General features: G+C 45.3%; 26 protein-coding genes and 1 pseudogene. 17 read left to right on the forward strand and 10 right to left on the reverse strand.

Annotated features, from left to right (window positions below):
• The first annotated feature begins 3 nt into the window (after nt 1-3).
• The 5 genes from R7Q39_RS17530 to R7Q39_RS17550 all read left to right on the forward strand — a co-directional run bounded on the left by R7Q39_RS17530 (nt 4) and on the right by R7Q39_RS17550 (nt 5,034).
• Nucleotides 4-1,167, forward strand: coding sequence for a VopS family T3SS effector adenosine monophosphate-protein transferase (locus tag R7Q39_RS17530; protein ID WP_318076496.1), 1,164 nt, complete (start codon nt 4-6; stop codon nt 1,165-1,167).
• Nucleotides 1,168-1,422: 255 nt separating this feature from the next.
• Nucleotides 1,423-1,869 carry a type III secretion system chaperone gene (locus R7Q39_RS17535; protein WP_033906168.1) on the forward strand — a complete coding sequence of 149 codons (447 nt, stop codon included), beginning with the start codon at nt 1,423-1,425 and terminating at the stop codon, nt 1,867-1,869.
• A 10-nt stretch (nt 1,870-1,879) separates the two neighbouring features.
• Nucleotides 1,880-2,857 carry a type III secretion system effector VopR gene (gene vopR / locus R7Q39_RS17540; protein ID WP_054579503.1) on the forward strand — a complete coding sequence of 326 codons (978 nt, stop codon included), beginning with the start codon at nt 1,880-1,882 and terminating at the stop codon, nt 2,855-2,857.
• A 230-nt stretch (nt 2,858-3,087) separates the two neighbouring features.
• The gene (locus R7Q39_RS17545; protein ID WP_005377211.1) at nt 3,088-3,546 is read left to right on the forward strand and encodes a CesT family type III secretion system chaperone; all 459 of its coding nucleotides are present in this window, start codon (nt 3,088-3,090) and stop codon (nt 3,544-3,546) included.
• Nucleotides 3,547-3,555: 9 nt separating this feature from the next.
• Entirely contained in the window at nt 3,556-5,034 is a 1,479-nt protein-coding gene (locus R7Q39_RS17550; protein WP_318076497.1) for a CesT family type III secretion system chaperone, read from the forward strand.
• 89 nt (nt 5,035-5,123) lie between these two features.
• Here R7Q39_RS17550 and R7Q39_RS17555 read toward each other — a convergent pair.
• The 10 genes and pseudogenes from R7Q39_RS17555 to vscN form a co-directional block, all read right to left on the reverse strand.
• Nucleotides 5,124-5,999, reverse strand: a pseudogene (locus R7Q39_RS17555) (DMT family transporter); the annotation flags it as partial.
• A gap of 132 nt (nt 6,000-6,131) precedes the next feature.
• On the reverse strand, nt 6,132-6,842 hold the full coding sequence (locus tag R7Q39_RS17560; protein ID WP_130546118.1) for a helix-turn-helix domain-containing protein: 711 nt from the start codon (nt 6,840-6,842) through the stop codon (nt 6,132-6,134).
• A 102-nt stretch (nt 6,843-6,944) separates the two neighbouring features.
• Nucleotides 6,945-7,994, reverse strand: coding sequence for a SctU family type III secretion system export apparatus subunit VscU (vscU, locus tag R7Q39_RS17565; RefSeq protein ID WP_318076498.1), 1,050 nt, complete (start codon nt 7,992-7,994; stop codon nt 6,945-6,947).
• A 15-nt stretch (nt 7,995-8,009) separates the two neighbouring features.
• Nucleotides 8,010-8,795, reverse strand: a complete 786-nt coding sequence (sctT, locus tag R7Q39_RS17570; RefSeq protein ID WP_033906165.1) for a type III secretion system export apparatus subunit SctT — start codon at nt 8,793-8,795, stop codon at nt 8,010-8,012.
• On the reverse strand, nt 8,792-9,058 hold the full coding sequence (vscS, locus tag R7Q39_RS17575; protein WP_005377227.1) for a SctS family type III secretion system export apparatus subunit VscS: 267 nt from the start codon (nt 9,056-9,058) through the stop codon (nt 8,792-8,794). Before vscS ends, sctT begins: the two co-directional genes overlap by 4 nt.
• Nucleotides 9,059-9,071: 13 nt before the next feature.
• Entirely contained in the window at nt 9,072-9,722 is a 651-nt protein-coding gene (gene vscR, locus R7Q39_RS17580) for a SctR family type III secretion system export apparatus subunit VscR (protein WP_005377232.1), read from the reverse strand.
• Complete coding sequence (vscQ, locus tag R7Q39_RS17585) at nt 9,719-10,687, reverse strand: SctQ family type III secretion system cytoplasmic ring protein VscQ (RefSeq protein ID WP_318076499.1); 969 nt, start codon at nt 10,685-10,687, stop codon at nt 9,719-9,721. Before vscQ ends, vscR begins: the two co-directional genes overlap by 4 nt.
• On the reverse strand, nt 10,684-11,895 hold the full coding sequence (locus tag R7Q39_RS17590; protein WP_318076500.1) for a type III secretion system needle length determinant: 1,212 nt from the start codon (nt 11,893-11,895) through the stop codon (nt 10,684-10,686). The genes vscQ and R7Q39_RS17590 overlap by 4 nt, the downstream gene beginning before the upstream one ends.
• Nucleotides 11,896-11,904: 9 nt before the next feature.
• Nucleotides 11,905-12,366: a type III secretion protein gene (locus R7Q39_RS17595; protein ID WP_318076501.1), complete on the reverse strand. Its 462-nt coding sequence runs from the start codon at nt 12,364-12,366 to the stop codon at nt 11,905-11,907.
• Nucleotides 12,363-13,685, reverse strand: a complete 1,323-nt coding sequence (gene vscN, locus R7Q39_RS17600) for a SctN family type III secretion system ATPase VscN (protein ID WP_318076502.1) — start codon at nt 13,683-13,685, stop codon at nt 12,363-12,365. The genes R7Q39_RS17595 and vscN overlap by 4 nt, the downstream gene beginning before the upstream one ends.
• A gap of 185 nt (nt 13,686-13,870) precedes the next feature.
• On the opposite strand from vscN, the gene sctW reads away from it, so the two are divergent.
• Genes sctW through vopD form a run of 12 tightly spaced genes read left to right on the forward strand, consistent with a single transcriptional unit; the run spans nt 13,871 to nt 23,533 of the window.
• A complete protein-coding gene (gene sctW, locus R7Q39_RS17605) occupies nt 13,871-14,764 on the forward strand; it encodes a type III secretion system gatekeeper subunit SctW (RefSeq protein ID WP_318076503.1) in 894 nt (297 codons plus the stop codon).
• A complete protein-coding gene (locus tag R7Q39_RS17610; RefSeq protein WP_005377239.1) occupies nt 14,745-15,029 on the forward strand; it encodes a TyeA family type III secretion system gatekeeper subunit in 285 nt (94 codons plus the stop codon). Before sctW ends, R7Q39_RS17610 begins: the two co-directional genes overlap by 20 nt.
• The gene (gene sycN / locus R7Q39_RS17615; protein ID WP_017634544.1) at nt 15,016-15,390 is read left to right on the forward strand and encodes a type III secretion chaperone SycN; all 375 of its coding nucleotides are present in this window, start codon (nt 15,016-15,018) and stop codon (nt 15,388-15,390) included. Before R7Q39_RS17610 ends, sycN begins: the two co-directional genes overlap by 14 nt.
• Nucleotides 15,387-15,764: a type III secretion system protein VscX gene (gene vscX, locus R7Q39_RS17620; RefSeq protein WP_005377246.1), complete on the forward strand. Its 378-nt coding sequence runs from the start codon at nt 15,387-15,389 to the stop codon at nt 15,762-15,764. The genes sycN and vscX overlap by 4 nt, the downstream gene beginning before the upstream one ends.
• Before the next feature lie 5 nt (nt 15,765-15,769).
• Nucleotides 15,770-16,111, forward strand: coding sequence for a type III secretion system chaperone VscY (gene vscY, locus R7Q39_RS17625; RefSeq protein ID WP_005377248.1), 342 nt, complete (start codon nt 15,770-15,772; stop codon nt 16,109-16,111).
• Nucleotides 16,095-18,221 carry a SctV family type III secretion system export apparatus subunit VcrD gene (gene vcrD, locus R7Q39_RS17630; RefSeq protein ID WP_318076504.1) on the forward strand — a complete coding sequence of 709 codons (2,127 nt, stop codon included), beginning with the start codon at nt 16,095-16,097 and terminating at the stop codon, nt 18,219-18,221. Before vscY ends, vcrD begins: the two co-directional genes overlap by 17 nt.
• Nucleotides 18,221-18,634 (forward strand): LcrR family type III secretion system chaperone, encoded by a 414-nt coding sequence (locus R7Q39_RS17635; protein ID WP_005377252.1) that lies wholly within the window; start codon nt 18,221-18,223, stop codon nt 18,632-18,634. The genes vcrD and R7Q39_RS17635 overlap by 1 nt, the downstream gene beginning before the upstream one ends.
• Nucleotides 18,635-18,694: 60 nt before the next feature.
• Nucleotides 18,695-18,979, forward strand: a complete 285-nt coding sequence (locus tag R7Q39_RS17640) for an LcrG family type III secretion system chaperone (protein WP_005395092.1) — start codon at nt 18,695-18,697, stop codon at nt 18,977-18,979.
• Between the two features lie 10 nt (nt 18,980-18,989).
• Entirely contained in the window at nt 18,990-20,813 is a 1,824-nt protein-coding gene (locus tag R7Q39_RS17645; protein ID WP_318076505.1) for a virulence-associated V antigen, read from the forward strand.
• A 12-nt stretch (nt 20,814-20,825) separates the two neighbouring features.
• Nucleotides 20,826-21,311 carry a SycD/LcrH family type III secretion system chaperone VcrH gene (vcrH, locus tag R7Q39_RS17650; protein WP_005377258.1) on the forward strand — a complete coding sequence of 162 codons (486 nt, stop codon included), beginning with the start codon at nt 20,826-20,828 and terminating at the stop codon, nt 21,309-21,311.
• 7 nt (nt 21,312-21,318) lie between these two features.
• Nucleotides 21,319-22,518, forward strand: a complete 1,200-nt coding sequence (vopB, locus tag R7Q39_RS17655) for a type III secretion system translocon subunit VopB (RefSeq protein WP_054575027.1) — start codon at nt 21,319-21,321, stop codon at nt 22,516-22,518.
• Nucleotides 22,519-22,528: 10 nt separating this feature from the next.
• Nucleotides 22,529-23,533, forward strand: a complete 1,005-nt coding sequence (vopD, locus tag R7Q39_RS17660) for a type III secretion system translocon subunit VopD (RefSeq protein ID WP_005377262.1) — start codon at nt 22,529-22,531, stop codon at nt 23,531-23,533.
• Nucleotides 23,534-23,813: the final 280 nt, after the last annotated feature.

Here is a 23,813-nt window from a genome sequence, read left to right on the forward strand (position 1 = left end):
AACATGATCAGTTTTGGAAGTGTTAGCGCGTTGCAGGCTGCCATGCCGCAAGCTCGTAACGAGATACTTAACCAAGGTAAGCTGAGTATTGGTGGCAAAGAATACCAAATCAACGCAGCGACCCAAGAATTTACTCGTACCAATCCTACTAATGGTGCGGTAGCGCGATTTTTTGAAGCGACAGGAAAACTGTTTCGCGAAGGTAGCCCACAATCGGTAGCGAAAGCCCTTACAAAAGCCGTATTTGATAATGAGCAAGGACAAGCTCAGCGTTTACAAGCTGCTTCTTCTGTTGAGCATGGACAAATGTTCTTCAAAGATGGAAGCATAAAAACCGCATCAGATGTCTTAAATGCCTTTGCGAAGTTAGACAGTAAATCAGTTCAGTCGAACTCTGCTGAGCTAAACCAGTTAGCAGAGCGAGCGATGACAGAGGCAATGTTAGAAACCGATTCTGGTAAAAACCTCACATCACTGATTGGCGAAAGTGCAGCGAAGTCGCTTGCTGGACGTGTAGTAAAAGACTACGGCGGTGGTGTATCTGCAGCGCAGAAAAACCCGGCAGGTAGCATTAATCAAATGCAAGCGGTGTTTGATATGGAGGTGATGCATCTTAAATCGGCGCAACGTCATATCGAAGGTCTAGCAAGCACCGATCTAAGCCAAGGTGTATACGCTGAAGGACTGGCGGAGGGTGCGTTTAACAAAAGTGGCGTAACCAATAATGTTGAAAGAGCTGCGGCGTGGATCATTAATGCTTCTAACTCTAAAGGAAACGATGCCGAAAATATTACGTCTTTACTGAAAGAATACGCGTCTAATGGTAAAGATTTATTGAATATGGAAAACCTAAAAGAGCTACACGCTCGATTGGTGCCTAATGTTGAGCGTGATTACCGAGGGCCAAATATTTCGGGTGGCACTTTGCCGTCAAGTATTGGCGGTGAGGGCATGTTAAAGCAGCACATTGAAGGCTTTTTGAAAGAGAACCCTGTAGAAGATAAAGACTTAGGTAAACATTTGTTCGCCGGAGTTATCGGGTACCATGGCTTTACCGATGGAAATGGTCGCATGGGGCGCATGCTATACGCGATAGCAGAACTTCGTAACGACTCGTTCAATCCTTTAGCTATGGATGCAGAAAATAGCCTTCACGGTATTAAGTGATTTTCTACTTCTATTTAATTTTTGGAGCGGCGATTGCCGCTCTTTTATTTTCCAGCTTAACCTTAATTTTTCTTCTCAATAAAACGGCTAATAGCAATAAAAATGAGACGTTGAAATAAAGTGTCGGTTTCTATCTCGCCATAAAATCTCTTTTATCCTTATTCGCTTATTTAAATGAGCCGTTATACCCAAGTGGCTTCGCTGAAATAAATATATCGATGTCACTTAGTTATAATAAATTAGACAGGACACAACATGGATACAGGAAAGATTAATATGCTTCTCTCTGAGCTAGGAGAAGTGCTGAACCTTGAGCGCGTGACAGCGTATGACGATCAAATGTGGTCACTGCATTTTGCTGAAAACAACAGTGTCGATGTTCTGCTCGTAGAGGAAAAAGGCGAGTTATTGATTTCCAAAAACCTGCTTATAGAACAAGATGATATTACGCTAGATAAACTTCAAGTTTTACTTGAATACAACTTCTTGTATCGAGAAACAGGTGGTGTGCAGTTTTGTGTGAATCCAACACGCAAAGACGTTGTTCTTCAAGTTGCTATCGCGGCTGGAAGTGAACTCACCAACATTGCTAACTTAATCATTCAGTTGAATGAATTAGTTGATACTTGGGGACAGTTATTTCAAAACAACACGGTTGTAGATTTTAGCCAAACAGACGTACACGCATTTATTCAAGTTTAAGGCATCACACATGGTCAATATTAATACATCGCACATGCACTCGTTGAGTCAGTTAACGTCACATTTGGCGACACAAAATCAGGCTGACGACAAAGAGGTTCGAGCACACAACGGCAAAGATATTTTTGTTAAAGAGGGTGCACCAAAAAATAAAAGTATCAGCGCGCGTATTAGCCACCAGAATAAAGCGAAAGATATTGTAGTGAACCTGCTTACTAAGCAGGGTATTCCTAAAGATGTTGCGAAGCTCATGCTGAAAAATGTGTTGAACGGTGAGAACAAGTTAACGCTTGGGAGCCTGAAAAATCTTGAGAGATTGTCGTCTGGCCCTAGCTCAAATTGGCCAACGGCACAAACGGCAGCCTCTTCTTCCAAAACCAATAAAGCCTCATCGAGTGTCGCGCTTATCAACGAACATAAAGCCAACCTTCAAAAGCTTGGTGATTTTGCCTGTACGGACTTAAATACGTTCGGTGTTAAGGGGTCACAGTTTTATGAAACAAAAGGAAAGCCACGACTAAAAGAGCTTCACGCGGATCAAGCGCGAATCATGCAAGATCACAGAGCGACGATGTCCGCAAACGGAGTTCAAGCTGCAGCACAAAGAGGAACCGCACCGCAATTAAGCACTCTACAGAACATTGCTAAGGCAGTACAAACCGCGAAAGCCGGCTGCTGTACTACATTTGCCTTTGCTGCCGCCGCTGAGATGATTCAAGGCATGTCAGGAACACCTGAAAGTGAACCCAAAGTAGAAGTGGTTGCGTTTAAAAAGGGTCATTCAGGTACACACCTTTATGTACTGGTTGGTCGACAAGAGGGGAGCGACATAAAAGATCCATCAACGTGGAGTAAGGATGTGAAAATTGTTGACCCGTGGGCGACATCTGCATTCGGTGCACCAATGTTTGGAGATGCACAACGACCACCTGTTTCGAATATGTTCCCGCCAACAGAAGTCATTTTTGATAGCCATAAACTGGGTTAGTCACTCTGCAAAAGAAGTGAGCAAATACACCATGCTAAGCATCTAACCTTTATTGAAAGAGCAGCTCTGAGCTGCTCTTTTTTATTACTCTGGCAACTCGATCTTAGAGCGAGATTTCTGCGGAAAACCTCACAATGAAGGCGAAAAAGTGACAAAAATAAAGCCATTACCGACATCGTTCAATCTGCAATCGTTGTTCAATAGAGTTATTGAAACAAAAGGAAAAAGTTATGAACACGATTCAACAACTGCTCTTGGAGTTTTGCCAACTCAATGAGTTGCCCGAACTGAATTTTGAAGAAAATGAACGTTGTCAGCTACTGGTCGATGATCGCTACATGTTGTATTTCATCGCGACAGATACGGATGATTTGATGTTGTCTGTAACGTTCGGAGGGTTAGAAAAATCCGGTGAACAACGACTAAAAGGTTTAGAGCTTCTTGCTCATGCTAACTATCAAGGAATTGGTAGTGGCAACCTCGCACTTGCTTTAGCTCCAAATGGTCGACAGCTTGTCTTAGCAGGACGTAAACCCGTTGAGCATCTAAATACGACGAACCTTACCGCTTGGTTTCACGAAGTTATTGAACAGGCCGAGCTGTGGCAAGCGCGTTTCGCAATGTTGGATCAAGCGATTCCAACCACCTCTAATCATGAACAAGCTCATGTTCAATCACTTCGTGTGTAGGAGAGAAAAATGGTTAATACAACACAAAAAATCAGCCAAAGCCCAATACCTGATCTAGAGCAGTTTCGTGCAGTTGCTGCGCAAAAAGATGACCGAGTGATCAGTAAAAGAGGTGAAGTAAAAGAACCTTCCACATTCCACAAAGGTCACAAGTTTGCTTCTATTCACGAAGGCGTATTGAGAAGCAAATACACTAAGTTTTTCCAAGAAAACATCAAAACTCACCTTGATTTAAAGCAGGCGCTACTTAAGCAAGAAAAACCTGAGGTTGCGCTGTTGGCTTACTCCCTAGTGAGTCCTTCAGGCTATCGCGGTGAGCCACTTACTGAGCGTAAAATCTTAGAAGTTGTCAGCCTATTGGATGAAATAAAAGTGAGCAGCGATACGTACCAGCAGCTTAAAAATACGTTTGATTCGATCAGCAAAGATCCGCGTATGCAGGTGAGTTTAGAAGCCCAGTGTCCAGGAAAAATGGATGGCTTCGCTGCTGAACTGCTACAGATGGGCAAAGAAAAGCTAAAAGGTTCTGGTGTTAACGCCGTTATTAACTTGGCATTACCAGGCGTTGGCTTATTGATTTCTACAGGTCGAGAGTTGCACAAAGCGGCCGTAAATGGTGATGCTGAGGCTTACCATCATCAGTTAGAACAAATTTCACAGCTGCCAGGGCGAGATCAACGTCTTTCTATGCCGATGCAGCAAACCTTGGCTCAAGGTCATGCGATACTGTCGGCTGAAGGTGGCATTGGAGCTACGTTAGGTATGGCGACGGGGAGCCTGGGCACGTTCGGTGTTAGCTCTGTAGCAACGGTGGGCGTCACACCGATAGCAAAAGAGGCAATCGGTTCTGCGGCAACGACTGCTATCATGAGCGGCGGTGGTTTTGTGGCGAACCAAGCTGGGGCATACGGGTTAAATACGGAAGTAAAAGAGCAACTTATGCAAGGTGAAATGTCTGGTGTTTTACCTAGACTTGAAGTTTCCAATGCAAAAGGAGACTTTACCTTCAGTATGCAAGATCCGGCTTCTGTCCGCGCATTAATGGCGTACCTTGGTCCTAAGGAGAATACTGCAATGACTTCTCCTCAAGCGCCTAAAGAGGCACAAGAGATGGAAGCCGCGCGATTAACACTGAAAAAGATGTTGGGTTCAGAGCCAAGTGAGCACTTGGTTCCTGACGTAGACTCTATCTTGAAGCTAAGCCCAGAGGATGCACCAAGTAAAACCGAGTCTATTGCTAACGGGGCGTTTAAAAAACTGTTAGGAGAAGATTGGGATTGGCTCATGCCAGCTGTTCGAGCGATTGACAAAGGGGAAGCAAGTAAAATAAACGAAAAGCTCACCTACAAGCTCCCCCTAGATGCAGCAAACGGACGAGTTTATCTTGATAAATGCCCAAACCTGAGTGACGTCCAGTTAGATGCGCTAGAAAAATTAGGCTCACCAAGTCAATTGCGATTGATGTACTTGGCAGAAGGCTGGGTGTAATTTCAAATGGTAAAGTAGGGAGTAGGTGCTGCTCCTTACTTTATCTACCGTCAGCGTTCCTTTTTGGGGCTGGCTAATATCGGTTGAATTTAACTTTTCGACTGAAGAAACAAACACACAAGTGTCAACGTTATACCAACCCAACCAATGAAAGAAATTTCTTCCCCAACAATCGCAACTGCTAGTGCTGCTGCGATAACAGGTTCAAATAGCGTGAGTATGCTAGCTCCACTGGCTGTAACAAATCGTAACCCAAACCCAAAAGCGACGTAACCTAACCCCATTGGAATCAAGGCCATGTAGAGCATGACCGTCGTATTAGTTGACGATGCAAATAGATTATCACCCGTGATGAAAAGTGTTGGTAGAAGCAAAACTCCACCAATACCAAAAACACTTCCCATGGCCGTTTGCGATTCAATGCCGTGGTCAATCATAGCCTTTACTCCCCATGAGTAAATGGCGTACGTCAAACCTGCCAATAGGCCAAGTAATACACCCCAATGCTTCATATCATGATCAAATAAGCTATTTGCGGATGACTCAGAAGCCAGCAACAAGGTAATGCCAATGACCCCGATTGCGAAACTCATCATCCAGCGCTTGGTTATGGTCTGATTTCGGCTAAAGAGACACTCTAACAAAGCAGAAAAGAAAGGTGCAGTGGAGATAGAAATAACCGTACCAATAGCCACACCGGCGAATCGCATTGATGAATAAAAAGCCAGTGGGTAGGTGGCTAAGGCGATAATACTAACCAGTAACGTTTTCTTCTTATGTACGACTTTTCGAAAATCTCTCTTCAGTGACTTCGCAGATAGACATGCTTGCATAAACCCACCAATACCCATAGAAAATGCGCCAATGGCGAGAGCACTGACATCCGGTGCCAAGCTGGCAGCGGTGCCCGTCGTTCCCCACAGGGTTGAAGCAAAAAGTATGGATAAAGTTCCTAATTGATAGTCGGTGAAATGTTTTTTAACACTGTAATTTCTACCTAGTGAATGGCTGTTTTAGGGTAGAAAGAATAAAAGAAAGCGATAGAGATTTTTGTGCTGAAAAGACGGAATACTTGTTCCAGAGGACTATTTTAGTGGCTACCGGGAAAACTCTCTAGGAGACATGCCAAAATGCATTGAAAACCGTCGACTAAACGCGGAAAGGTCACTATAGCCAACTCGTTCAGCTATCAACTGGACTGGAAGGTCTGTATGAGTCAGTAGTGCTTTGGCTTTTTCCATACGTTGTAGTGTAATGTACTTATGGACGCTCATTTTTAGCTGCTCTTTAAAAAGCTTTTTAAACTGCGTCGGACTCAAGCAAGCGGCATTCGCTAATGAGGCAATGGTGAGTGGCTGATCAAGCTGCTCGGCGATCACAACCTGTACATCTCGAATACGCGAATCCACGGAGCGAGACCGCTTTTGCTGCTCCAGCAACAGATAGAAGGTTGCAACCATGGAGTTTTCAATTTCATCATTAACCTGATACTCAAGTTGCTTTTCGACAAACTGGATAAAGCTCAGTAGAGGCGGGCTAATCGAAAACACAGCCACACTACTATCCATCAAATGAGTGGGCAAAGTGGTCATATCCGCAACAATAAAGCGTGATGACTCTTCGGCATTAAAACCGTGAGCACAACTTTTGGGGATGACTATGCAGTCGCCAACCGCCACCTTTCCGACATAACTATCCATATCAATCTGTATGTTGCCCTGGAGAGGAAGCACGAGTTGATGATAATCACTATGAGTATGTCGGCTCATACGTTTCGTGTAGGAGCGAATGCTTAAGCTAGATTTCATAAAAACAACATACAGTTAAAGGATACCGCATTATAGCGTTGAAAGTATCGAGGTTGAAAGCTGGGCAGTTGTAAGCCCAGATCTTGAATGGGATGTGGTTTGTTAGTCCGCCTCGGACTCTAACGAAGCCAACCAACGAAGCACTTCCGCAGTTGCCTCAATAAGATCGCTTGGGATGTACTGGTCGACGTTACCGTCGGCGTATAGTGCACGAGCAAGAGGGACTTTTTGCATCACAGGCACGCCTTCCTCTTTAGCGATTGCGACCATACGTTTGGCTACCGCATCGGTTTCCATCAAAGTGATGACGGGCAGGGGCGTTTCGCCTTTCTTGTAATAAAGGCCAACCGCGATATGTGTTGGGTTTGTAACTAATACATTAGAACGTTTAACGTTTTCGCGTTGATTGGAGGCTTGTAGCTCTTGGTGCAACTGACGACGTTTGCTTTTTATTTCTGGACTGCCTTCCATCTCTTTGTATTCGCGTTTCACTTCGTCCTTGCTCATTTTGAGCTTTTTCGTGTGATCAAATTTCTGGTACGCAAAATCTGCGGCAGCGATGACGATGAAGCCTACCGAAGAGATAATCATTAATTGTTTAATCATGACGCCAGTAATGGTCGGGACACATTCTAGCCCACAAGTTGGAATTTGCATTAAAGCGTTGATGTTACCGCGTAATGTCACCCAGATAATGCAGGAAAGAAGAGAGACTTTAAGGATCGACTTGATAAACTCAATCACACTCTTAAGGGAAAAAATGCGTTTGGCCCCTTCGACGGGATTGATCTTTTTGATGTCGGGTTTAACGGATTCACCACTAAATAGGAGTCCGAACTGCCCCATATTGGAAAAGATGGCGACGAGTGCAGCAACCAGAATAATCGGAGCGAGTAGATAGGCAATTTCTTTTGCGATGGCGATAGCGACATCGACTAGCGCATCTTGGAAACCCTGATAAGCAAGCTTACTTGGTAGGAGAATAAGCGCTGAGATGTGCGACATGTAATAATCGGCGAACGCAAACAGTACAATTATGAGCGCCAAAATTAATGCAGACGATACGATTTCTTGGCTTTTGGCAACCTGACCTTTCTGTCGAGCATCGCGTAACTTTTTTGCGGTGGGTTGCTCTGTTTTTTCTGCACTCATAAAGAATCCTAAGCGTTATTGCCAAATGGTATTGAGTTGTTCTGCGAATCGGGTAATGCCGTAAAACTGTACTTCAAAGTGATCCATCATTATTCCGAGATACACGATCAGTAAAACACTCGCGATGGCACTTTTTATTGGCATGGCAAGGAAAAAAACATTCAATTGCGGTGCAAAACGACTGATAAGCGCCAGACCAAACTCAGCAAGAAACATTGCCAACACTAGTGGAGCGGACATCAACACACCAAGCCACATAAGCTGTTCAAATTGCGCGTAGAAGAAACTCACCCATGCGTCGTTAACGGTTGGGAAAAAGTCCACGATCGGCCAAGATGTATAGCTTTTGAATAACGCATAGATAAAAGTGACAAAGCCCCCGCCAGAGAAGAACAGGGTAATCAACGTTTGGGTCAGTAATACCGCTGTTGGTGTGGATTGTGAGCCTAGCGTTGGGTTAAACATACTTGCCATGGCAGCCCCACGTTGGTTGTCGACCAGAAAACCGGCCGCTTCTATCGCCCAAAAGGGGATAGCAGCAACAAACCCTATCAATAGCCCAATTAATACCTCCTTACCCAAAATCATTATCAGCCAAATGCCGTCGGTTTCTGCGGGCAAGCTTTGCTGATTAATCATCGGAAATATAAACAGTGCGAGTGAGCAAAGCACACCATTTCTCACCATGGTGCCGCCTAACATTTGCTTGCTCAAAATAGGCAAAAAGATGAAGCATGCCATTAACCTAGGTAACGTCAGGCTGTACAAAAATAAAGCCTGGTGTAAGTCGTGATAACTCATCGTATTTGAGGAATTTTATCCATAGCAAGCGAGGCGAAGGCGTGGAGCTCTGCCCCTAGCCATTGCGTTGTGACGAACAGCGTAATAATGACCGCGATAAGCTTGACCACAAAGCCTAACGTTTGTTCTTGGACCTGAGTTAACGCCTGAATAAGCGACACCAATGTACCAACCAATGCTGCGACTAAAATCGGCGGTAATGACAAGTACAACACTAGGGTTAATGCTTGAGTCGTGAAATGAATGATTTCAGCAGAATGCATACTTTCTCCGTGATTAACCGTAACTCAACACTAAGCCGTGGGTGAGCTTTGTCCAGCCGTCAAGCAAGACAAAAAGCAACAATTTGAAGGGGAGGGAAATCGTCATTGGCGATACCATCATCATCCCCATCGCGAGTAGGATATTCGACACAATTAGGTCAATAGCGATGAACGGTAAGTACAACAGAAAGCCAATTTCAAAAGCGCGAGTAAGCTCGCTGACGGTAAATGCGGGCAGTAAGAGCAATAAGCTGTCCGACTCTAAACGGTCTACGTACTTCTGTGGCCACAATGTGCGTGCAGCATCAGTGAAGAATATGGCTTCGGTTTCCCGAATATGCTTTTTCAAAAATTCTCGATAAGGCTGTAAACCGCTTTCAATGAGGCCTTCTACACTTGCAGAATCTTCAAGGGAGATATCATGCTGCTTTACGTAGTCGTAGGTTTCAAACCCGACGGGAGCCATGATGAAAATTGACAGAATGATGGCCAATCCGTAAAGCGCCATATTCGGCGGAATTTGCTGTACACCGAGAGCGTTACGCAACAGTGAGAATACAACGGCGAGTTTCACAAACGACGTCGCCATCATGGCGATAAATGGGATCAGTGCCAGCAGTGCTAAGCTGACAATGAGATTGAGCTCGTCGGGTAACTGGATCATGCTAGCTCCTGCGTGCCACCGAACAGCTCCAGTACGCGCACACCTAAATGTTCGTTAACATTAACCAGTTCACACTCACCAATGATTTTGCCGTTGGCACGCAATGTTACCGGCTTAGATACAGGCTGGTTTAGCTCGAATACGTACCCTGGCTGAAGCTGGTTAAGCTGCTCTAGCGTGATGGTTTGATGGCCGATATCAAACGTGAGTTCCACAGGCAGTTGCTGGTGGTCGGTTAACATTTCTGAAGTGTTTACGTCATTCATATTGGTTTCTTTTTCAATAATGTGAAGAGTTTGGTCATCTAGCTGGCAGCGCCAGAGATTCTGGTTAGATACTTGAAAAATGGCTTGTTGCTTGGCGATGTAACCATCGTCAAAAAAGATGACATCTCCCAGCTCGAGCGAATTAAATTCGCTTAACGTCAAATGGGTCCTTCCAAGACTTAACCACACAGGTAAAGCGAGGTGTCGAGCTTGTAGAGCAGCGCTGTTTGGTAGCGCATACAACAACACGTCTGATCCTTCGCTAACCCACAAACAAAGAGAGCCGTTAGGCTTATTGAGGGTTAACATTAAAGTATGCTCTTGGGCCTGGCTCGCCTCTAACGGCTGTAGTTGACTAAGAATGGGTAACTGACCAAATAGCGCTTTGATTACCTCACTATGCGGTTCTATCTGTGAGCTCAAAAGTGCTAACTGGAGGGAGTTAGGCAGGGACTCAAACGCAGTAGCATTTAAGGTCGATTTCAGCCAATGTTGGAGCTGCGCACGAGAAAAGTCTACTTGTAGGGTTTGCCCTCCAATCAACGTGGTTAAACGGAACCCTTCAAATGAAGGGATTTGAGCAACAGTAATCGATACGCTCTGACCATCAGTCCCTTGGAAGTGGCACTGTTTTGCACAAAGTTGATTGCTGAGCGCGATACTTTCTGCATCCACTTTGGGTATTATTAACGGTGTCATAGGTCATTCTCCGCTTGCCATTCTTCATACACGCTGCGTTGTTGGCGTGAGTGTTGTTGTTCATGTTGTTGTTGATCGAGCTGTTGAGTTTGTTCGCTGATCGCTAAGCGAAGTGGCTGCTCACCACCGAATCGGTTTAGCCGTTCAGCAAGATCTTGTCTAGCTTGCTGGCTAATAATGGAAAGGGCATGCTCTTGTCGAATCGTCACGCTATACCCTTGAGCGTCCAACTTGATGTGGATTTCGCCACCTTTTAATTGTCCTTCACTTAGAAACAGCCGAACCTCTTTGTTGTCCGATGCGGTTGGCAGAGCAACATAGATTTTATCCACCAATTGCTGGAGTAATTGGTTTACGTCTCGCGTTGGGCTTGGTTGAGCCTGCGAAGCAACACTTTTTAGGATGACATCGCCTTGTGTTACCGCACTTGCAAAGGGTTGAGAAGGTACTTTTTCTTCATCCGTTTTCACGGCGACTAGTGCGCTTTTCGTCTCGATTTTTTCAAGGGGCTTGGTTTCAGGCAGGCCATCAGTTTGGTCTGATCGTTTGCCTGTATTCTGTAGCGGCGGAGTTGCACGCTTATTGTGCGCTGTTTCAGTTTGCTTTTTCGTTAAGCCAACAATGTTAATCCCATCTTGAGCGAGCTCTGTCGCTGTCGCACTTTGGGGGAGCAAGCCAGATTCAAGCGTAGAGAGACAATCCGGTGAGGTATGTTTATCCATCGGCGTCGGTTTATCATCTTTCAAATGAGCTTGAGCTTGAAAGTGAGAATCAACACGCTCGGTAGAAGGGGAGCTTAGAACTGTGTCGCCATCGCTTTTTCCATCATGTTTAAGCAATTTATTGTTTTCACTAATTATTTCTTCGCTATTTGCTGCGTCGTCTTTCGATTTCTCTACGTCTCTCTTAGTGACGACGTCACTTTTACCTTTTAAAGTGGAGATGTTTTTGTCAGCGTTGGCTTCTTGGTTCGATAGGTTATGTTTCTTATCTAGACCTTGAGATGTCTTATGCCTTAGCGGTATGTCTTCTTCGCCAGTATGATTCTTTTGGGGATTCGCAACGATAGACTCCTTTCCCTTGCTAGGCTTCTTCGTCATTGCATGCTCGAATTGTGATTGAAGCTCGGCCTCCTTCTCGAGAGGCGCTTGTTCTGGCGTTGATTTGTGCAGCGTATTCGATGTTTCAGTTGTTGTGGTAATGCGCATAGTGAACCTTTAGATAATGTCGACAGTGCGAAACTCTTCCTGTTCGAGTTCTTCTTGGTATTGCCTTTCTCGCGATTTTTTCGCGACTTCTTGTTGCTGCAACTGAACGAATTTTTCTTTGGTTTTATGGGCTTGTCGCGCCTCTTTTTGCTTTTCTTTAAGTGCCGAGCGTTCGATTTCAAGCGCTTTTTTTGATTCGGCCACACGTTGTTTAAGTTCGGCTTCTCTCTCTCTTAACAACGCGACTTCTTGTCTTAATGTTTCTAGCTCTTTGAAAACGAGCGTTTGTTGTTTTGCTTTAGCAAAACGTCGCTCTTCTTCTTCCTGGCGCCAAACGTGATAGTCCGCGACAGAACGTTCGGCCTTTTGAACCTGTGCTGCGGCGTTTGACACTCGGTATTCTTGACGCTTGACGGCTTTATCCGCACGTTCAGCGCGAATTTTTTTGATTTCTAATAAGCGTTCTATCATTGTTTCGCCATCCCTTTAAGTTGAGCGATAGCGCCATCAAGATCGCTTGGTTCATGAGTGCCTTGGCGTAAAAAGGCGCGTATATCATCACTTTGTGCAATGGCCAAATCCGCTCGACTATCTGCGCCATGTTGGTATTCGCCAATTTTGATTAGCAGTTCAACTTCTTCATACTTAGCTAACATTTCGCGAATATGAGCAGCAGACGCCTGATGATCGGATTCAACGATTTGATTCATCACTCGGCTTGCTGAGCGAAGTACATCAATGGCGGGATAATGGTTCATTGCCGCAAGTTTGCGCGAGAGAATGATGTGCCCGTCTAGAATTGAGCGAGTTTCATCCGCGACAGGCTCCGTCATGTCGTCACCTTCCACCAACACGGTGTACAGTGCTGTAATTGATCCTTTGTCTGATTGTCCAGCTCGTTCCATCAGCTTTGGCAAAGCGGCAAAAACAGAAGGCGGATAGCCACGTCGTGTTGGTGGCTCGCCTGCGGCTAGTCCAATCTCCCTCTGTGCGCGGGCGAAACGCGTTACAGAATCCATCAGCAGTAGCACGCGTTTACCTTGATCACGAAAATATTCTGCGATAGAAGTGGCAACAAAAGCGGCTTTGGCACGCTCCATTGCTGGGCGATCAGAGGTAGCGACCACTAAAACCGATTTGGCCATTCCTTCTTCGCCTAGGTCATGCTCAATAAACTCGCGCACTTCGCGTCCGCGTTCACCAATTAAGGCGAGAACGGTCACGTCAACTTCTGCGGAGCGAATCAGTTTTGCCAGTAGGGTACTTTTACCCCCGCCAGCCGCTGCAAAAATACCCATGCGCTGACCTTCACCACAGGTCAGTAGCCCATCAATGGATCGAACGCCAAGAGAGATTGGCTTTTCAATTAGTTTACGTTGCATTGGTGGTGGCGCATCGCGATAAACAGGATACCAAGCACTTGGTTCCTGACTTTGCGTACCATCGAAAGGACGTCCAAGCCCGTCAAGCGTTTTACCTAACAGGTGGTCGCCAACACCCACTTCGTGCATTTTGCCCATTGGGCTTACTTCTGTATTTGAGGAAATCCCAAACATATTTCCTAATGGGGTGAGCAAAGCGTGATGCTGCTGGAAGCCAACCACTTCCGCTAACAAAGACAGAGTTTGATCGGGATTACGCAACTCACACAGTTCACCTACACGAACGCCAGGGACGACAGCTTTGATAATGGTGCCGGTGACTTGTGTAACGCGCCCGCGAATTTGGATCAAACGCGTGTGTTTAATCGCAGATTGTTGGATATCAGTGATGTATGAGAAATCGTTCAAGGTAAAAATATGCGCAATGATTGATGCTGAGAGAATAGAAAGTATAAGAATCAATTTATAGTGAATATCAGTCGGGAGTTTTTAGAAAACTGAAAGCGCACTAAAAAAACACGTCTGATTTTGACAGCTTCAAAAAAGCGCACTTCCTATAATTCGCCTGTATTGTGCGGAAGGAGTGCAAGTGAATGAGTATTATCAACAATCATATCGCAACAAATCCAAAGTTTGATGCGTCTATCCAAAGCGGGTTGGAATCGTCTCGTCCCGACGTTTCACAAAAAGGCAATTATCGCGGTGAAACCGTCCGTGTTCACAATGCCACACAATCACTTTTTGATGCGATGGAAGAACTCACTTCACTCGGTTCCGAAAAAGCAGAGAAAGATCTGACTAAGCGCAAAGTGAAAGACAGTGGTGTTCGAGTTAATGAAGCACATGAACTCGTTTCGGACTATTTAAGAAAAGTCCCTGATCTTGAAAAGAATCAAAAGATCAAAGATTTGGCTACAAAAATGGCGGGAGGAAATATCTCGACCATCGCGCAATTACAAGCCTACTTGAATGGGTTTTCCGAGGAGAAAATCCATCAATACCTCGCCCTAAAAGCCGTGAAAAAGTTTTTGAGTGCGAGTCCAGAAAGTAAACACCTACTAGCGCTGATTGACCAAGCACTTCTAAGAATCGAGCAAAACCCAGATACATGGTCTCAAATTGATACGGAAATCCGTGTCTCAAATTTTGCTGATGAATACAGCCAAGAGCAAGAGTTTAGCTCTTTGCATCAGCTGCGCGGCTTCTACCGCGATACCGTTCATAGTTATCAAGGGCTCGGCGCGGCTTATCAAGATGTAGTGGCGCGCTTTGGTGAGCAGGAGGTATCGACTGCTGTTGACTTTATGCTGCAAGGCATGAGTGCAGATCTTAGTGTTCAAGGTAGCAGTATCGATTCGGTTAAGTTGCAGTGGTTGATGTCCGATATGCAAAAACTCAAAACTCTGAATACGTTGCAAGATCGTGTGAGTCAGCTGTTCCAAATGTTTAAACCGGAAAGGACGAATTATGGCTTATCAAGTTTCTAATTTGATGGCTGATGTGATTGCGTTGGTAGAGCAGCGATGGGTAAGCAGTGATGAGATATGGAAAGTCGCCAACGCAATGGAATTGACGGCTGTAGAACAAAAAATCGATTTTTTTCGAGAGTTCCATAAGTTAGTTCGCGCAATCCCAATTGACGTATTCGCCGATGAAGAACAACGACAGAATTTAATCCAAGCGGTACAAAAGGCGCTAGACGAAGCCATTGATATAGAAGAAGAGGAAGCGTGGGAAGATGAGTTGGATTGATGCATCCGTCGATGAATTTTGCCGAGGAATGGGGCTCGATGCCGTCGATTTCTCATCAGCTGGACGGGTGCAGCTGGATTTTGAGCAAAGTGGTACGCTGCATATTGAGCGACAGGGTGAGCAGTTATTCTTGATGTTGTCTCGAGCGTTATCTTGGCATCAAATCAGTGACATGATTCAAAGTGCACTGTGTTTGTGTCATGCCGATCAAGGCTGGCCTTTCGAAATTAAAACCGGCTTGTTAGATGAGCAAACTCTGGTTTTTTCAGCAAGGCTAAAAGGAGAAGAAGTAACACTTCCGACCTTAGAGCAAGCGTTTACGCTTTTGGCTCGTCTACATAACGATGTGGCAGGCTCATGACTCGAGTCAGCACTTTAAACGTAGGCATCGAAGCCTTTACGCATGTTACTCATAGTGAAGTTAAGGCCGATTTCCCAGAGCGATTTCAATTGCTTCCTGATGGTCAGGCGGTCGCTACACATTTAGAGAAGCTCTATGACCTTCGGCCTTCAGACCAATATCTCATCGCGTTAACTAAGCCCAAGCTGCTGCACTCAGAGTTGTTGCGTCCAGAAAAGTACCGTCAACAATTTGATGAAACGTTAGCTCAGCTGCAAGTTCTTGCACAGGATTCAGGCTCCGCTTCTTTTATCAAAGCATCTGAAACGCTACAAAGTACACAACTTGATCAGCGTTACCTCACTATGGCGCTCAATCTCCTTATCCAGGTCTAACCAACATGTTGAGATCCAAAGACATTGAACTCTTACTTGTTCACGCTGCGCTACAAGTTCAATACCAAAAGCCAGAGCATGCCATTTCTATTCTCGATGCGGTTCTAGAAATAGAACCGCAGCACAAAGAGGCGATGCAAACACTTGCTGTGGCGTGTTTACAAAGTGGTCGATATACCCGGGCGATTGAGGTGTGTGAGCACCTATTAAAATCCGACCTTCATCCTGATTCGGCAGGACTCTGGTTTTGTTTAAGCCAAGCGCGTTGGAAACAAAATGACGTCGATGGGGCACGCCAAGCGCACCGACGCTATCTGCAATCTTTAAATAGTGAATCACATGAATAATTTGATCGATATTCTAAACAAAGTAGGGCAACGCAAAGACATCATGCTTGCGGTGATGTTACTCGCGATCGTCTTTATGATGATATTGCCACTTCCTACCGCACTGGTGGATGTGCTGATTGGCACCAACATGAGCATTGCGGTGGTGCTGCTTATGTTAGCGATTTACATCACCACGCCACTTGAGTTCTCTGCATTTCCTGCAGTGCTATTGATCACGACATTGTTTCGTCTGTCTTTATCTATCACGACAACCCGTTTGATCTTGCTACAAGGCGATGCTGGTCAAATCGTTTATACATTCGGTAACTTCGTTGTGGGCGGTAACTTAGTGGTCGGTATCGTTGTGTTCCTGATCATTACCATTGTTCAGTTTATGGTGATCACCAAAGGCTCAGAGAGGGTAGCAGAAGTTAGTGCGCGCTTCTCACTCGATGCGATGCCTGGTAAGCAGATGAGTATTGACGGTGACATGCGTGCCGGAGTAATTGACGTACACGAAGCTAGGCACCGACGATCACTGATTGAAAAAGAAAGCCAAATGTATGGCTCGATGGATGGCGCGATGAAGTTCGTTAAAGGCGACTCCATTGCGGGTCTGGTCATCATTGTGGTCAACATCTTAGGTGGCGTCACGATCGGGGTAACGCAAAAAGGCATGAGTGCTTCTGAAGCACTTGAATTGTTTTCGATTTTGACCGTTGGCGATGGTTTGGTATCGCAGATCCCGGCACTCTTTATCGCGATTACCGCCGGTATTATCGTGACGCGTGTTTCTCATGAAGATTCTTCTGATCTTGGGTCGGACATTGGTGGGCAGGTCATTGCTCAGCCACGTGCGCTTCTTATTGGTGGTGTGCTTTTGGTGCTGTTCGCACTCATCCCTGGGTTTCCAAAAATCACTTTTCTGGTCTTGGCCGCCGTGGTTGGTGGTGGTGGTTTCTTCCTTTTCTATCAACAGAAAAAACAAGCGGAATCAGATAGCACCGACTTATCAAGCTTTGTTTCGCAAGGGGCCGGTTCGCCAGCAGCGAAGCCAAACAAACCCACTCCATCTAGAAACAGTAAAGGCAAATTAGGTGAGCAAGAAGAGTTTGCCATGACGGTCCCACTCTTGATCGATCTTGACGCGAGCCTTCAGGAAAGCTTGGAAGCGGTCGCATTAAATGAAGAGCTAGCAAGGGTTAGACGCGCACTATATCTCGACCTAGGCGTGCCTTTCCCAGGCATCCACCTGCGCTTTAACGAGGGGATGCAAAATGGCGAGTACTTAATTCAGTTACAAGAAGTCCCGGTTGCACGAGGACGAATTGTTAAAGATCAACTCTTGGTGACAGAAGGGAATGAACAGATCGATTTATTAGGCGTGCCTTATGAGCAAGATGAAGATTTTCTACCTGGTATTTCTAGCATTTGGGTGGCACAGAGTTATGAGCAAAAACTCGTAGCCAGTCATGTAGGTTTTCTCACACCCGACAGAATTTTAACGTACCACTTGTCTCATGTTCTTAAGGAGTACGCGCAAGACTTTATTGGTATTCAGGAGACGCGTTATCTGTTGGAGCAGATGGAAGGCAGTTATTCGGAGCTAGTCAAAGAGGCCCAGCGTATTGTTCCGTTGCAAAAAATGACGGAAATCTTGCAACGCTTGGTTTCTGAAGACATTTCTATCCGAAACCTTCGCGTGATCTTGGAAGCGATGGTTGAGTGGGGCCAAAAAGAGAAAGATGTTGTACAGCTGACGGAGTACATTCGTTCCAGCTTAAAACGTTACATTTGCTACAAATACGCGAGCGGACAAAACATGTTGCCCGCTTACTTATTGGATCAAAGTCTCGAAGACACAATACGCAGCGGTATTCGTCAAACCTCAGCAGGGAGTTACTTGGCGTTAGACCCGTCAGTAACGCAACAATTTGTCAGTGATGTGAAACAAACCATTGGTGACTTAAGCCGCATGCCGAATAAACCTGTGCTAGTTGTGTCTATGGATGTACGCCGATATGTGCGAAAGCTTATTGAATCGGAATACTACGATCTGCCCGTTTTGTCATTTCAAGAACTAACCCAGCAAATCAATATTCAGCCACTTGGAAGGGTGGGGATGTAATGAAAACAAAACTAATACTCTCGCTGGCGCAAGCGGGGATCGAAGTGACGCCATACTTTTGGCAACAAAGTGAAATTCAACTTGGTTATCGAATTGAAGTTGAAGGCTTAGAGCTCGTTTTTCGGGTGGAGGACGGTGAAATCATCATCGTTCTTCTGAAACGCGTTCGTCCAAAATTGGGGTTGAGTAACCCCTTTGCCGGCTTATTTCTCTTGGCTGAACATGCCATTCAACTTTATCCCTCCGATTGGGTCATTCGCGGCAACGTCGATGTGTTACGTGGTAGCAACATGAGCAGCCAGCGATTGGCACAGTTCTATCTAAAAGCATGCGGTGCAAGCCATGATGAGCTAGAAGACTGGTACTGTTTACGCCTAGCAGATTATAGACCTTTGAAAAAGTTGAAAAAGTAAAAACTCGCGACTGTTACTGACAGCACCGATGAGATGACCCGCTTTAAGATAGGAATCAAGATGAAGCAACCGTTTACCGATGCGATTGAGAACGCTGAGCTTGCCATTAGAAAAGCTGAAGACAGAACCGATATTTTTAACGAGCTATTGGAAGGCTTAGGTGTTGGTCCTGTTGCGGGTGATGTTTTACTTGGCGGCATAAAAGCACCAGTAGATACCATGAAACGTGCAGAGCAAGAGCTAATAGACGAAGTCCAGCGCCGCCGGCAACAACAAAATCAGCTACAAGGTACGTCAGGTAAACGCAGAAAGCGTCCCACAGTGATGCGCGGCATGATGATTTAGAGGTTTGGAAATGACGAATATGAAAACGACTGGCTCTACGACAGGAGCAACAGACACAGCTGCGAGTAGTGCACCATTACCCACTTTCCAACAAAACTTGATAGAGGCATTTACCCCTGTACGGGGTGAAGCAGAGACTCTGCAACTTGCCTCGATAGTCTCTTCATTGCCAACTATCTCGGGACAAACGGAATCACAAAGCATCGCGCTTTATGTTGATACGCTTGAAAACCTAAAAGCGAAAAATAACGCGTTTGCTGGTATATCATTGACCGACACCGCATCTGTTTGGTTAAAGTCGCTACAAAGTGCTAACTCAGATGGCGAATTAACCGCAGCCGAGTTTAATGCTCAAACAAACCAAACGCTATCAAATCAGTTTCAGGCTTGGTTTAGTCAGTTACTGACGGACAATGTAGATAGCTCGTTATCTACTGAGTTTGTTAGTCAATTCAATTTGGGGACTCAGAGTAACCAAGCGGAGCAGATCGCCAACCTCTCCGAGACAGGTCTGGCTAATGCCACCAAAGAAATTTCTCTTTTTGTTGCAGAGCTTGCTAATCAAATGAGCTCCCGTGAAGTGAGAGATGCTTCTATTTCTTTTCTTCGCAATGCCTTTAGTAGCTTAGGTTCCGTTAATCTCGCGCAACTGAAGAGCTCGGATTTCCTGTTGACTAAAGAGAGTTTCGCTCTTCAAGTCTCAGCTCAATTAAAAAGTAGTTTTCAAGGCATCGGTATTACTTTAAGCACCGATGACGCAAGTGCGCTAGCTAGCAGAATTACCTGGACTCCTGGTATTTCTAAACAGCAGCTTAAAGAAGCGTTAGATGAAATGGCCGCTCAAGTGAAAGGCCAATATAGCGCAGCTTATGGTGAGGCGAGTGGAACGAACAATCTAAAAGCAGCACTTAATACTGTCATTGGTGGAACTGAGCCTTTGACCCTTTCTAGTCTGTTCGCCAACTTCGCGGTGAGTTTAACAAATATAGAAATCGACGACTTTTACCAGGACAGAGCGATAGCCGATGTCCAAAAGACACAAATAACGGCAGCTCAAGTTAATTTGATCAAAGAAAACACCGAACGAGATATCCGATTACAGTTTGAAAAAATAGTAAAAGGTGAATCTACCGGGGCTTCATTTACTGAGCGATACGAGGCATTGCGCAAGAACTTAGGGGCATTGAAAGAGCGTCTACTCAATATCACCGATAAAGAGAAAGCGGATCGCGAGGTGAGAGCAGAGCACTCTCTAACGGCTCGTGATTTGTTGGCCGTTGTTGAGTCCAGCATTGGAGACCGTTTTGATGAGCAAGTGCTGCTTGCACTAAATGAGCGTCGTGTTAACCGTTTAGAGAAACGTAATGACCAGAAAGAGGCATTAGAGGATCTCACAATACAGCTTAAAGTTTTTGGTGTTGTGCAATCAAAAATTCACTCTACGCAAAGTGTTGATGGGGTTTATAAACCGGGATATCCAGAAAGTAACTTCAAAGCGAGTGACTTTAACTACAGCAATCAAACGGATTTTGAAGCTTCACCTGAGTACAAGTATTTGACGGATAATAAAATAACAAACCATCGAGACTTCCTTCAAACACAAGGTATTACTATCGGTGATGGTGCGTCGTACCAAGACGAAGAGAAGTCTAAAAAACTGTCTAATTTTTCTAGTTCTGTCAGTGCTAAATCCAAGTTGCTTAACGATGAAGTGCAAATCAAAACCACTGAGCTGAACGACACCAGTTCTCAATACAACTCGACCGTTGAAGCGATGAACAAGTTTGTTCAGAAGTACCACAGTATTTTACAAGAAATCCTACGAGCCATTTAAGGATAACCAACCATGACTAAAACAAACGCGACCGATCCATCTCAAATGCAAGCAGAAGAACTGCTGTCTTTTTTGGAAGAGGGAGGCACGCTAAAAATGTTGCACGATGTGTCTCAGGACACCATCGAACATATTTATGCCGTAGGTTACAACTTTTTCCAATCGGGAAAGATTGAGCAAGCAGCGAAAGTATTTCAATTACTCAGCATGCTTGATCATTATCAGGCGCGATTTTTCATTGGCCTTGGCGCGGCTCGTCAGGAGTTGGGTGAGTATCTGCAGGCAATAGACGCCTACAGCTACGCAGCGCTAGTGGACGTAAATGATCCACGCCCACCTTTTCACTCTGCTGAATGTCACCTGAAACTGGAACAACTGACAGAAGCAGAGAGTGGGTTTTATAGCGCGAAGGAGATGTCTGCCGGAAAATCACAATATGCAGATTTGCATGAGCGTGCAGGCATCATGTTAGAAGCGGTGAGAAATAAAAAGGAGTAATTAGACTATGAGTTCTATTGCACTTGACCGCATCCAGACACAGGTTTATAGCCCTGAATCTGGCCAAGCCACGTTAGATAACGTGCAGAAAACGGTGTCTACAGCGACGCCTTCTGTGACGGTAGAAAACGTGAAGAGTAAAGATGCAGATGTACTGAACACCGGAAAAGTAAAAGTTCAGTTAGATGCACCTAACGCAGCTGTTAGTGACAAAGTGAATGATTTGACGCTAAAAGCCATGGCACAGCTGCAAAAGATCGTCGATACCATTGCAAAATCTCTCCATGCAGTTGCAGACCAAACAGGTTCGATTGCCGTCAAAATCATCGCAGGATCTGCTGATGATTTTGAAGTAGAGCTTGCTGCTATCACGGATAAACTGAAAAGTGCTCAAAACGAGCTGAAAATTCAGGAAGTGAAGGTCGCAAAAGCTAAGCACGAAAAAGAGATGGTGGAAAACCAAGACAAAATCAAAGAATCGGAAGCCGCTGCAAAAGAAGCCCAAAAATCAGGCTTAGCAGCGAAGATCTTTGGTTGGATCAGTGCGGTGGTTTCTATTGTTGTTGGTGCCGTAATGGTGGCAACGGGTGTTGGTGCAGCAGCCGGTGCACTTATGATCGCTGGTGGCGTTATGGGAGCAGTGAGCATGGCGTTGCAAGAGCCAGCCGTTCAAGATGCGCTAAAAGAAGCGGGCGTAAATGTCGATGTGCTAAACAAAGTCGTAATGGCATTAGAAATCGCCGTCGCGGTTATTGGAGCTGTTGTGACGTTTGGTGGTGCAGCAGCTGGCGGTATCGCGAAACTTGCAGCAAAAGGTGCTGGTAAGGTAGCTCAAAAGGTCACGGAAATCGCTACGAAAGCCGCTGCAAACATGGCGAAAGTGGCGGATATGGGCACAAAAGCTGCGACAACAACAGCGAAAGCGATTCGTTATGGCGCAGAAACCGTCGATCTTGCCGTCAATGTGGGGAAAGGCGCAACGGACAGTGTCCATGCTGCTAACAATGCTCACGTGACAGAGATTCAGGCTGATATCACAGACCTTCGAGCCAAAATGACGTTAAGCCAGGCTGTCATTGATAAGCTCAAAGAAGAGATTGGTAAGTTGATGGAAGACTTCCAAGAGTTGATGAGCCTCATCATGCAAATGATTCAAGCGAAAAGTGAAACTATGCAAACGGTGTTAAGCCGTCCTGCAACGGTATAAGGAGTTTATTATGCTAGATAAAGTAGGCGGAACGGGTCGTGGTGAACTATACGGTTTAGGCGATACCATAAAAACCAACAAAGCAGAAAAAGCGCCGGAAACAAAGCTTGAAGCGGGCGCCGTTAAAAGCCAAAGTGAGTCAGGTGTTTCTGGTGCAGCACGCTACCAGTTAGAGACACCTAAAGCTCCTACAGTGAGTAACCAAGCTCAAGTTGTTGCAAACCTAATGAGCGCTCTTGCACCGACGGTGAGCTCATTAATGAGCACAACGATGAAAGCGCTTAACGGTGAGGAGGTGATCAAGTCACCATCAGATGCGGTATCACAATCGTTGACGCTATTAACATTGTTGTATCAAGTATCAAAGCTGAGCCGTGAGCAGCAAGTGCTACAACGTGAAATTGCTGTTGAAGCAAACGTCGCGAGTTTAGAAAGCCAAGCGGCAGAACTCAACAACTCGGCAAGCGCAATGATCGCGATGGCAGTCGTTTCGGGTGTATTAGCGGGAGCTACCGCAATTATTGGTGCCCTTGGTTCTTTCAAAGCAGGGAAAGAAATCAAGAATGAAATGGCGAGCAATAATGTACTGAAAACGCAAAAAGCTGGCTTCGATCAAGCAGAAGAGTTATTAAATAACAATAGCTTGTCTAAAACTCAGCAAGATCAGGTTAAGCGTGCGCACTCACTAGCGAAAGACAATATCGCAGACACGACAGCGCAGCTGACAAGTGGTGGCCGTAAGTTCGATAAGTTGATGAGCTCAAACCAAGCGAAGAACGCGATTCTTCAAGCTTTGGGCCAGATGGCAAACTCAGCATCGAATGTAGAGCAAACCAAAGCGCAAGCGCGCAGCAAAGATGATGAAGTACAAGCGACTCGCGCACAAGCAGCCAAACAGAAAGCCGATGAAAACATTGGTTTCCAAGAAGGTTTATTGAAAGAGCTACGTGACTTGTTCCGATCTATCTCAGATAGCCAGAACCAAGCGTGGCGAGCGTCAGTCCCAACGGTGTAACCATCCGTTTCACTAACTACAAAGCGTTGTTTATACAACGCTTTTTTTATTTCAGCTATCTAAACTAGATACGGATATTTACTGGGTGATTTGTTTGTAAAGCAATATAACGTAGTGAGTTACATTGCATAAAAGTTACTGTTTTTGTTGAACTCAGCTCAAAGTTTACCATCTGATATTGGTTTTGTTGCATACTGCTGGGTTAGAATGCCATTGAACTTACGAAGAAAGTGTTTTAAATGTTCTTTTCTGTCGGATGATGACTGCGAATCTGATGGTT

The organism is Vibrio sp. 947 (assembly GCF_033339115.1).
GTDB lineage: Bacteria > Pseudomonadota > Gammaproteobacteria > Enterobacterales > Vibrionaceae > Vibrio > Vibrio alginolyticus.

Coding starts and splice junctions, on each gene's coding strand:
- R7Q39_RS17535 (WP_033906168.1), top strand. CDS start 1,423: ATGGATACAGGAAAGATTAATATGCTTCTCTCTGAGCTAGGAGAAGTG.
- vscR (WP_005377232.1), bottom strand. CDS start 9,722: ATGATCCAGTTACCCGACGAGCTCAATCTCATTGTCAGCTTAGCACTG.
- sctT (WP_033906165.1), bottom strand. CDS start 8,795: ATGAGTTATCACGACTTACACCAGGCTTTATTTTTGTACAGCCTGACG.
- R7Q39_RS17635 (WP_005377252.1), top strand. CDS start 18,221: ATGAAAACAAAACTAATACTCTCGCTGGCGCAAGCGGGGATCGAAGTG.
- vopB (WP_054575027.1), top strand. CDS start 21,319: ATGAGTTCTATTGCACTTGACCGCATCCAGACACAGGTTTATAGCCCT.
- vscU (WP_318076498.1), bottom strand. CDS start 7,994: ATGAGTGCAGAAAAAACAGAGCAACCCACCGCAAAAAAGTTACGCGAT.
- sctW (WP_318076503.1), top strand. CDS start 13,871: ATGAGTATTATCAACAATCATATCGCAACAAATCCAAAGTTTGATGCG.
- R7Q39_RS17545 (WP_005377211.1), top strand. CDS start 3,088: ATGAACACGATTCAACAACTGCTCTTGGAGTTTTGCCAACTCAATGAG.
- vscY (WP_005377248.1), top strand. CDS start 15,770: ATGTTGAGATCCAAAGACATTGAACTCTTACTTGTTCACGCTGCGCTA.
- vscS (WP_005377227.1), bottom strand. CDS start 9,058: ATGCATTCTGCTGAAATCATTCATTTCACGACTCAAGCATTAACCCTA.
- R7Q39_RS17610 (WP_005377239.1), top strand. CDS start 14,745: ATGGCTTATCAAGTTTCTAATTTGATGGCTGATGTGATTGCGTTGGTA.
- R7Q39_RS17560 (WP_130546118.1), bottom strand. CDS start 6,842: ATGAAATCTAGCTTAAGCATTCGCTCCTACACGAAACGTATGAGCCGA.
- R7Q39_RS17640 (WP_005395092.1), top strand. CDS start 18,695: ATGAAGCAACCGTTTACCGATGCGATTGAGAACGCTGAGCTTGCCATT.
- vcrH (WP_005377258.1), top strand. CDS start 20,826: ATGACTAAAACAAACGCGACCGATCCATCTCAAATGCAAGCAGAAGAA.
- vscQ (WP_318076499.1), bottom strand. CDS start 10,687: ATGACACCGTTAATAATACCCAAAGTGGATGCAGAAAGTATCGCGCTC.
- vscX (WP_005377246.1), top strand. CDS start 15,387: ATGACTCGAGTCAGCACTTTAAACGTAGGCATCGAAGCCTTTACGCAT.
- vopR (WP_054579503.1), top strand. CDS start 1,880: ATGGTCAATATTAATACATCGCACATGCACTCGTTGAGTCAGTTAACG.
- R7Q39_RS17645 (WP_318076505.1), top strand. CDS start 18,990: ATGACGAATATGAAAACGACTGGCTCTACGACAGGAGCAACAGACACA.
- sycN (WP_017634544.1), top strand. CDS start 15,016: ATGAGTTGGATTGATGCATCCGTCGATGAATTTTGCCGAGGAATGGGG.
- R7Q39_RS17590 (WP_318076500.1), bottom strand. CDS start 11,895: ATGCGCATTACCACAACAACTGAAACATCGAATACGCTGCACAAATCA.
- R7Q39_RS17530 (WP_318076496.1), top strand. CDS start 4: ATGATCAGTTTTGGAAGTGTTAGCGCGTTGCAGGCTGCCATGCCGCAA.
- vopD (WP_005377262.1), top strand. CDS start 22,529: ATGCTAGATAAAGTAGGCGGAACGGGTCGTGGTGAACTATACGGTTTA.
- R7Q39_RS17550 (WP_318076497.1), top strand. CDS start 3,556: ATGGTTAATACAACACAAAAAATCAGCCAAAGCCCAATACCTGATCTA.
- R7Q39_RS17595 (WP_318076501.1), bottom strand. CDS start 12,366: ATGATAGAACGCTTATTAGAAATCAAAAAAATTCGCGCTGAACGTGCG.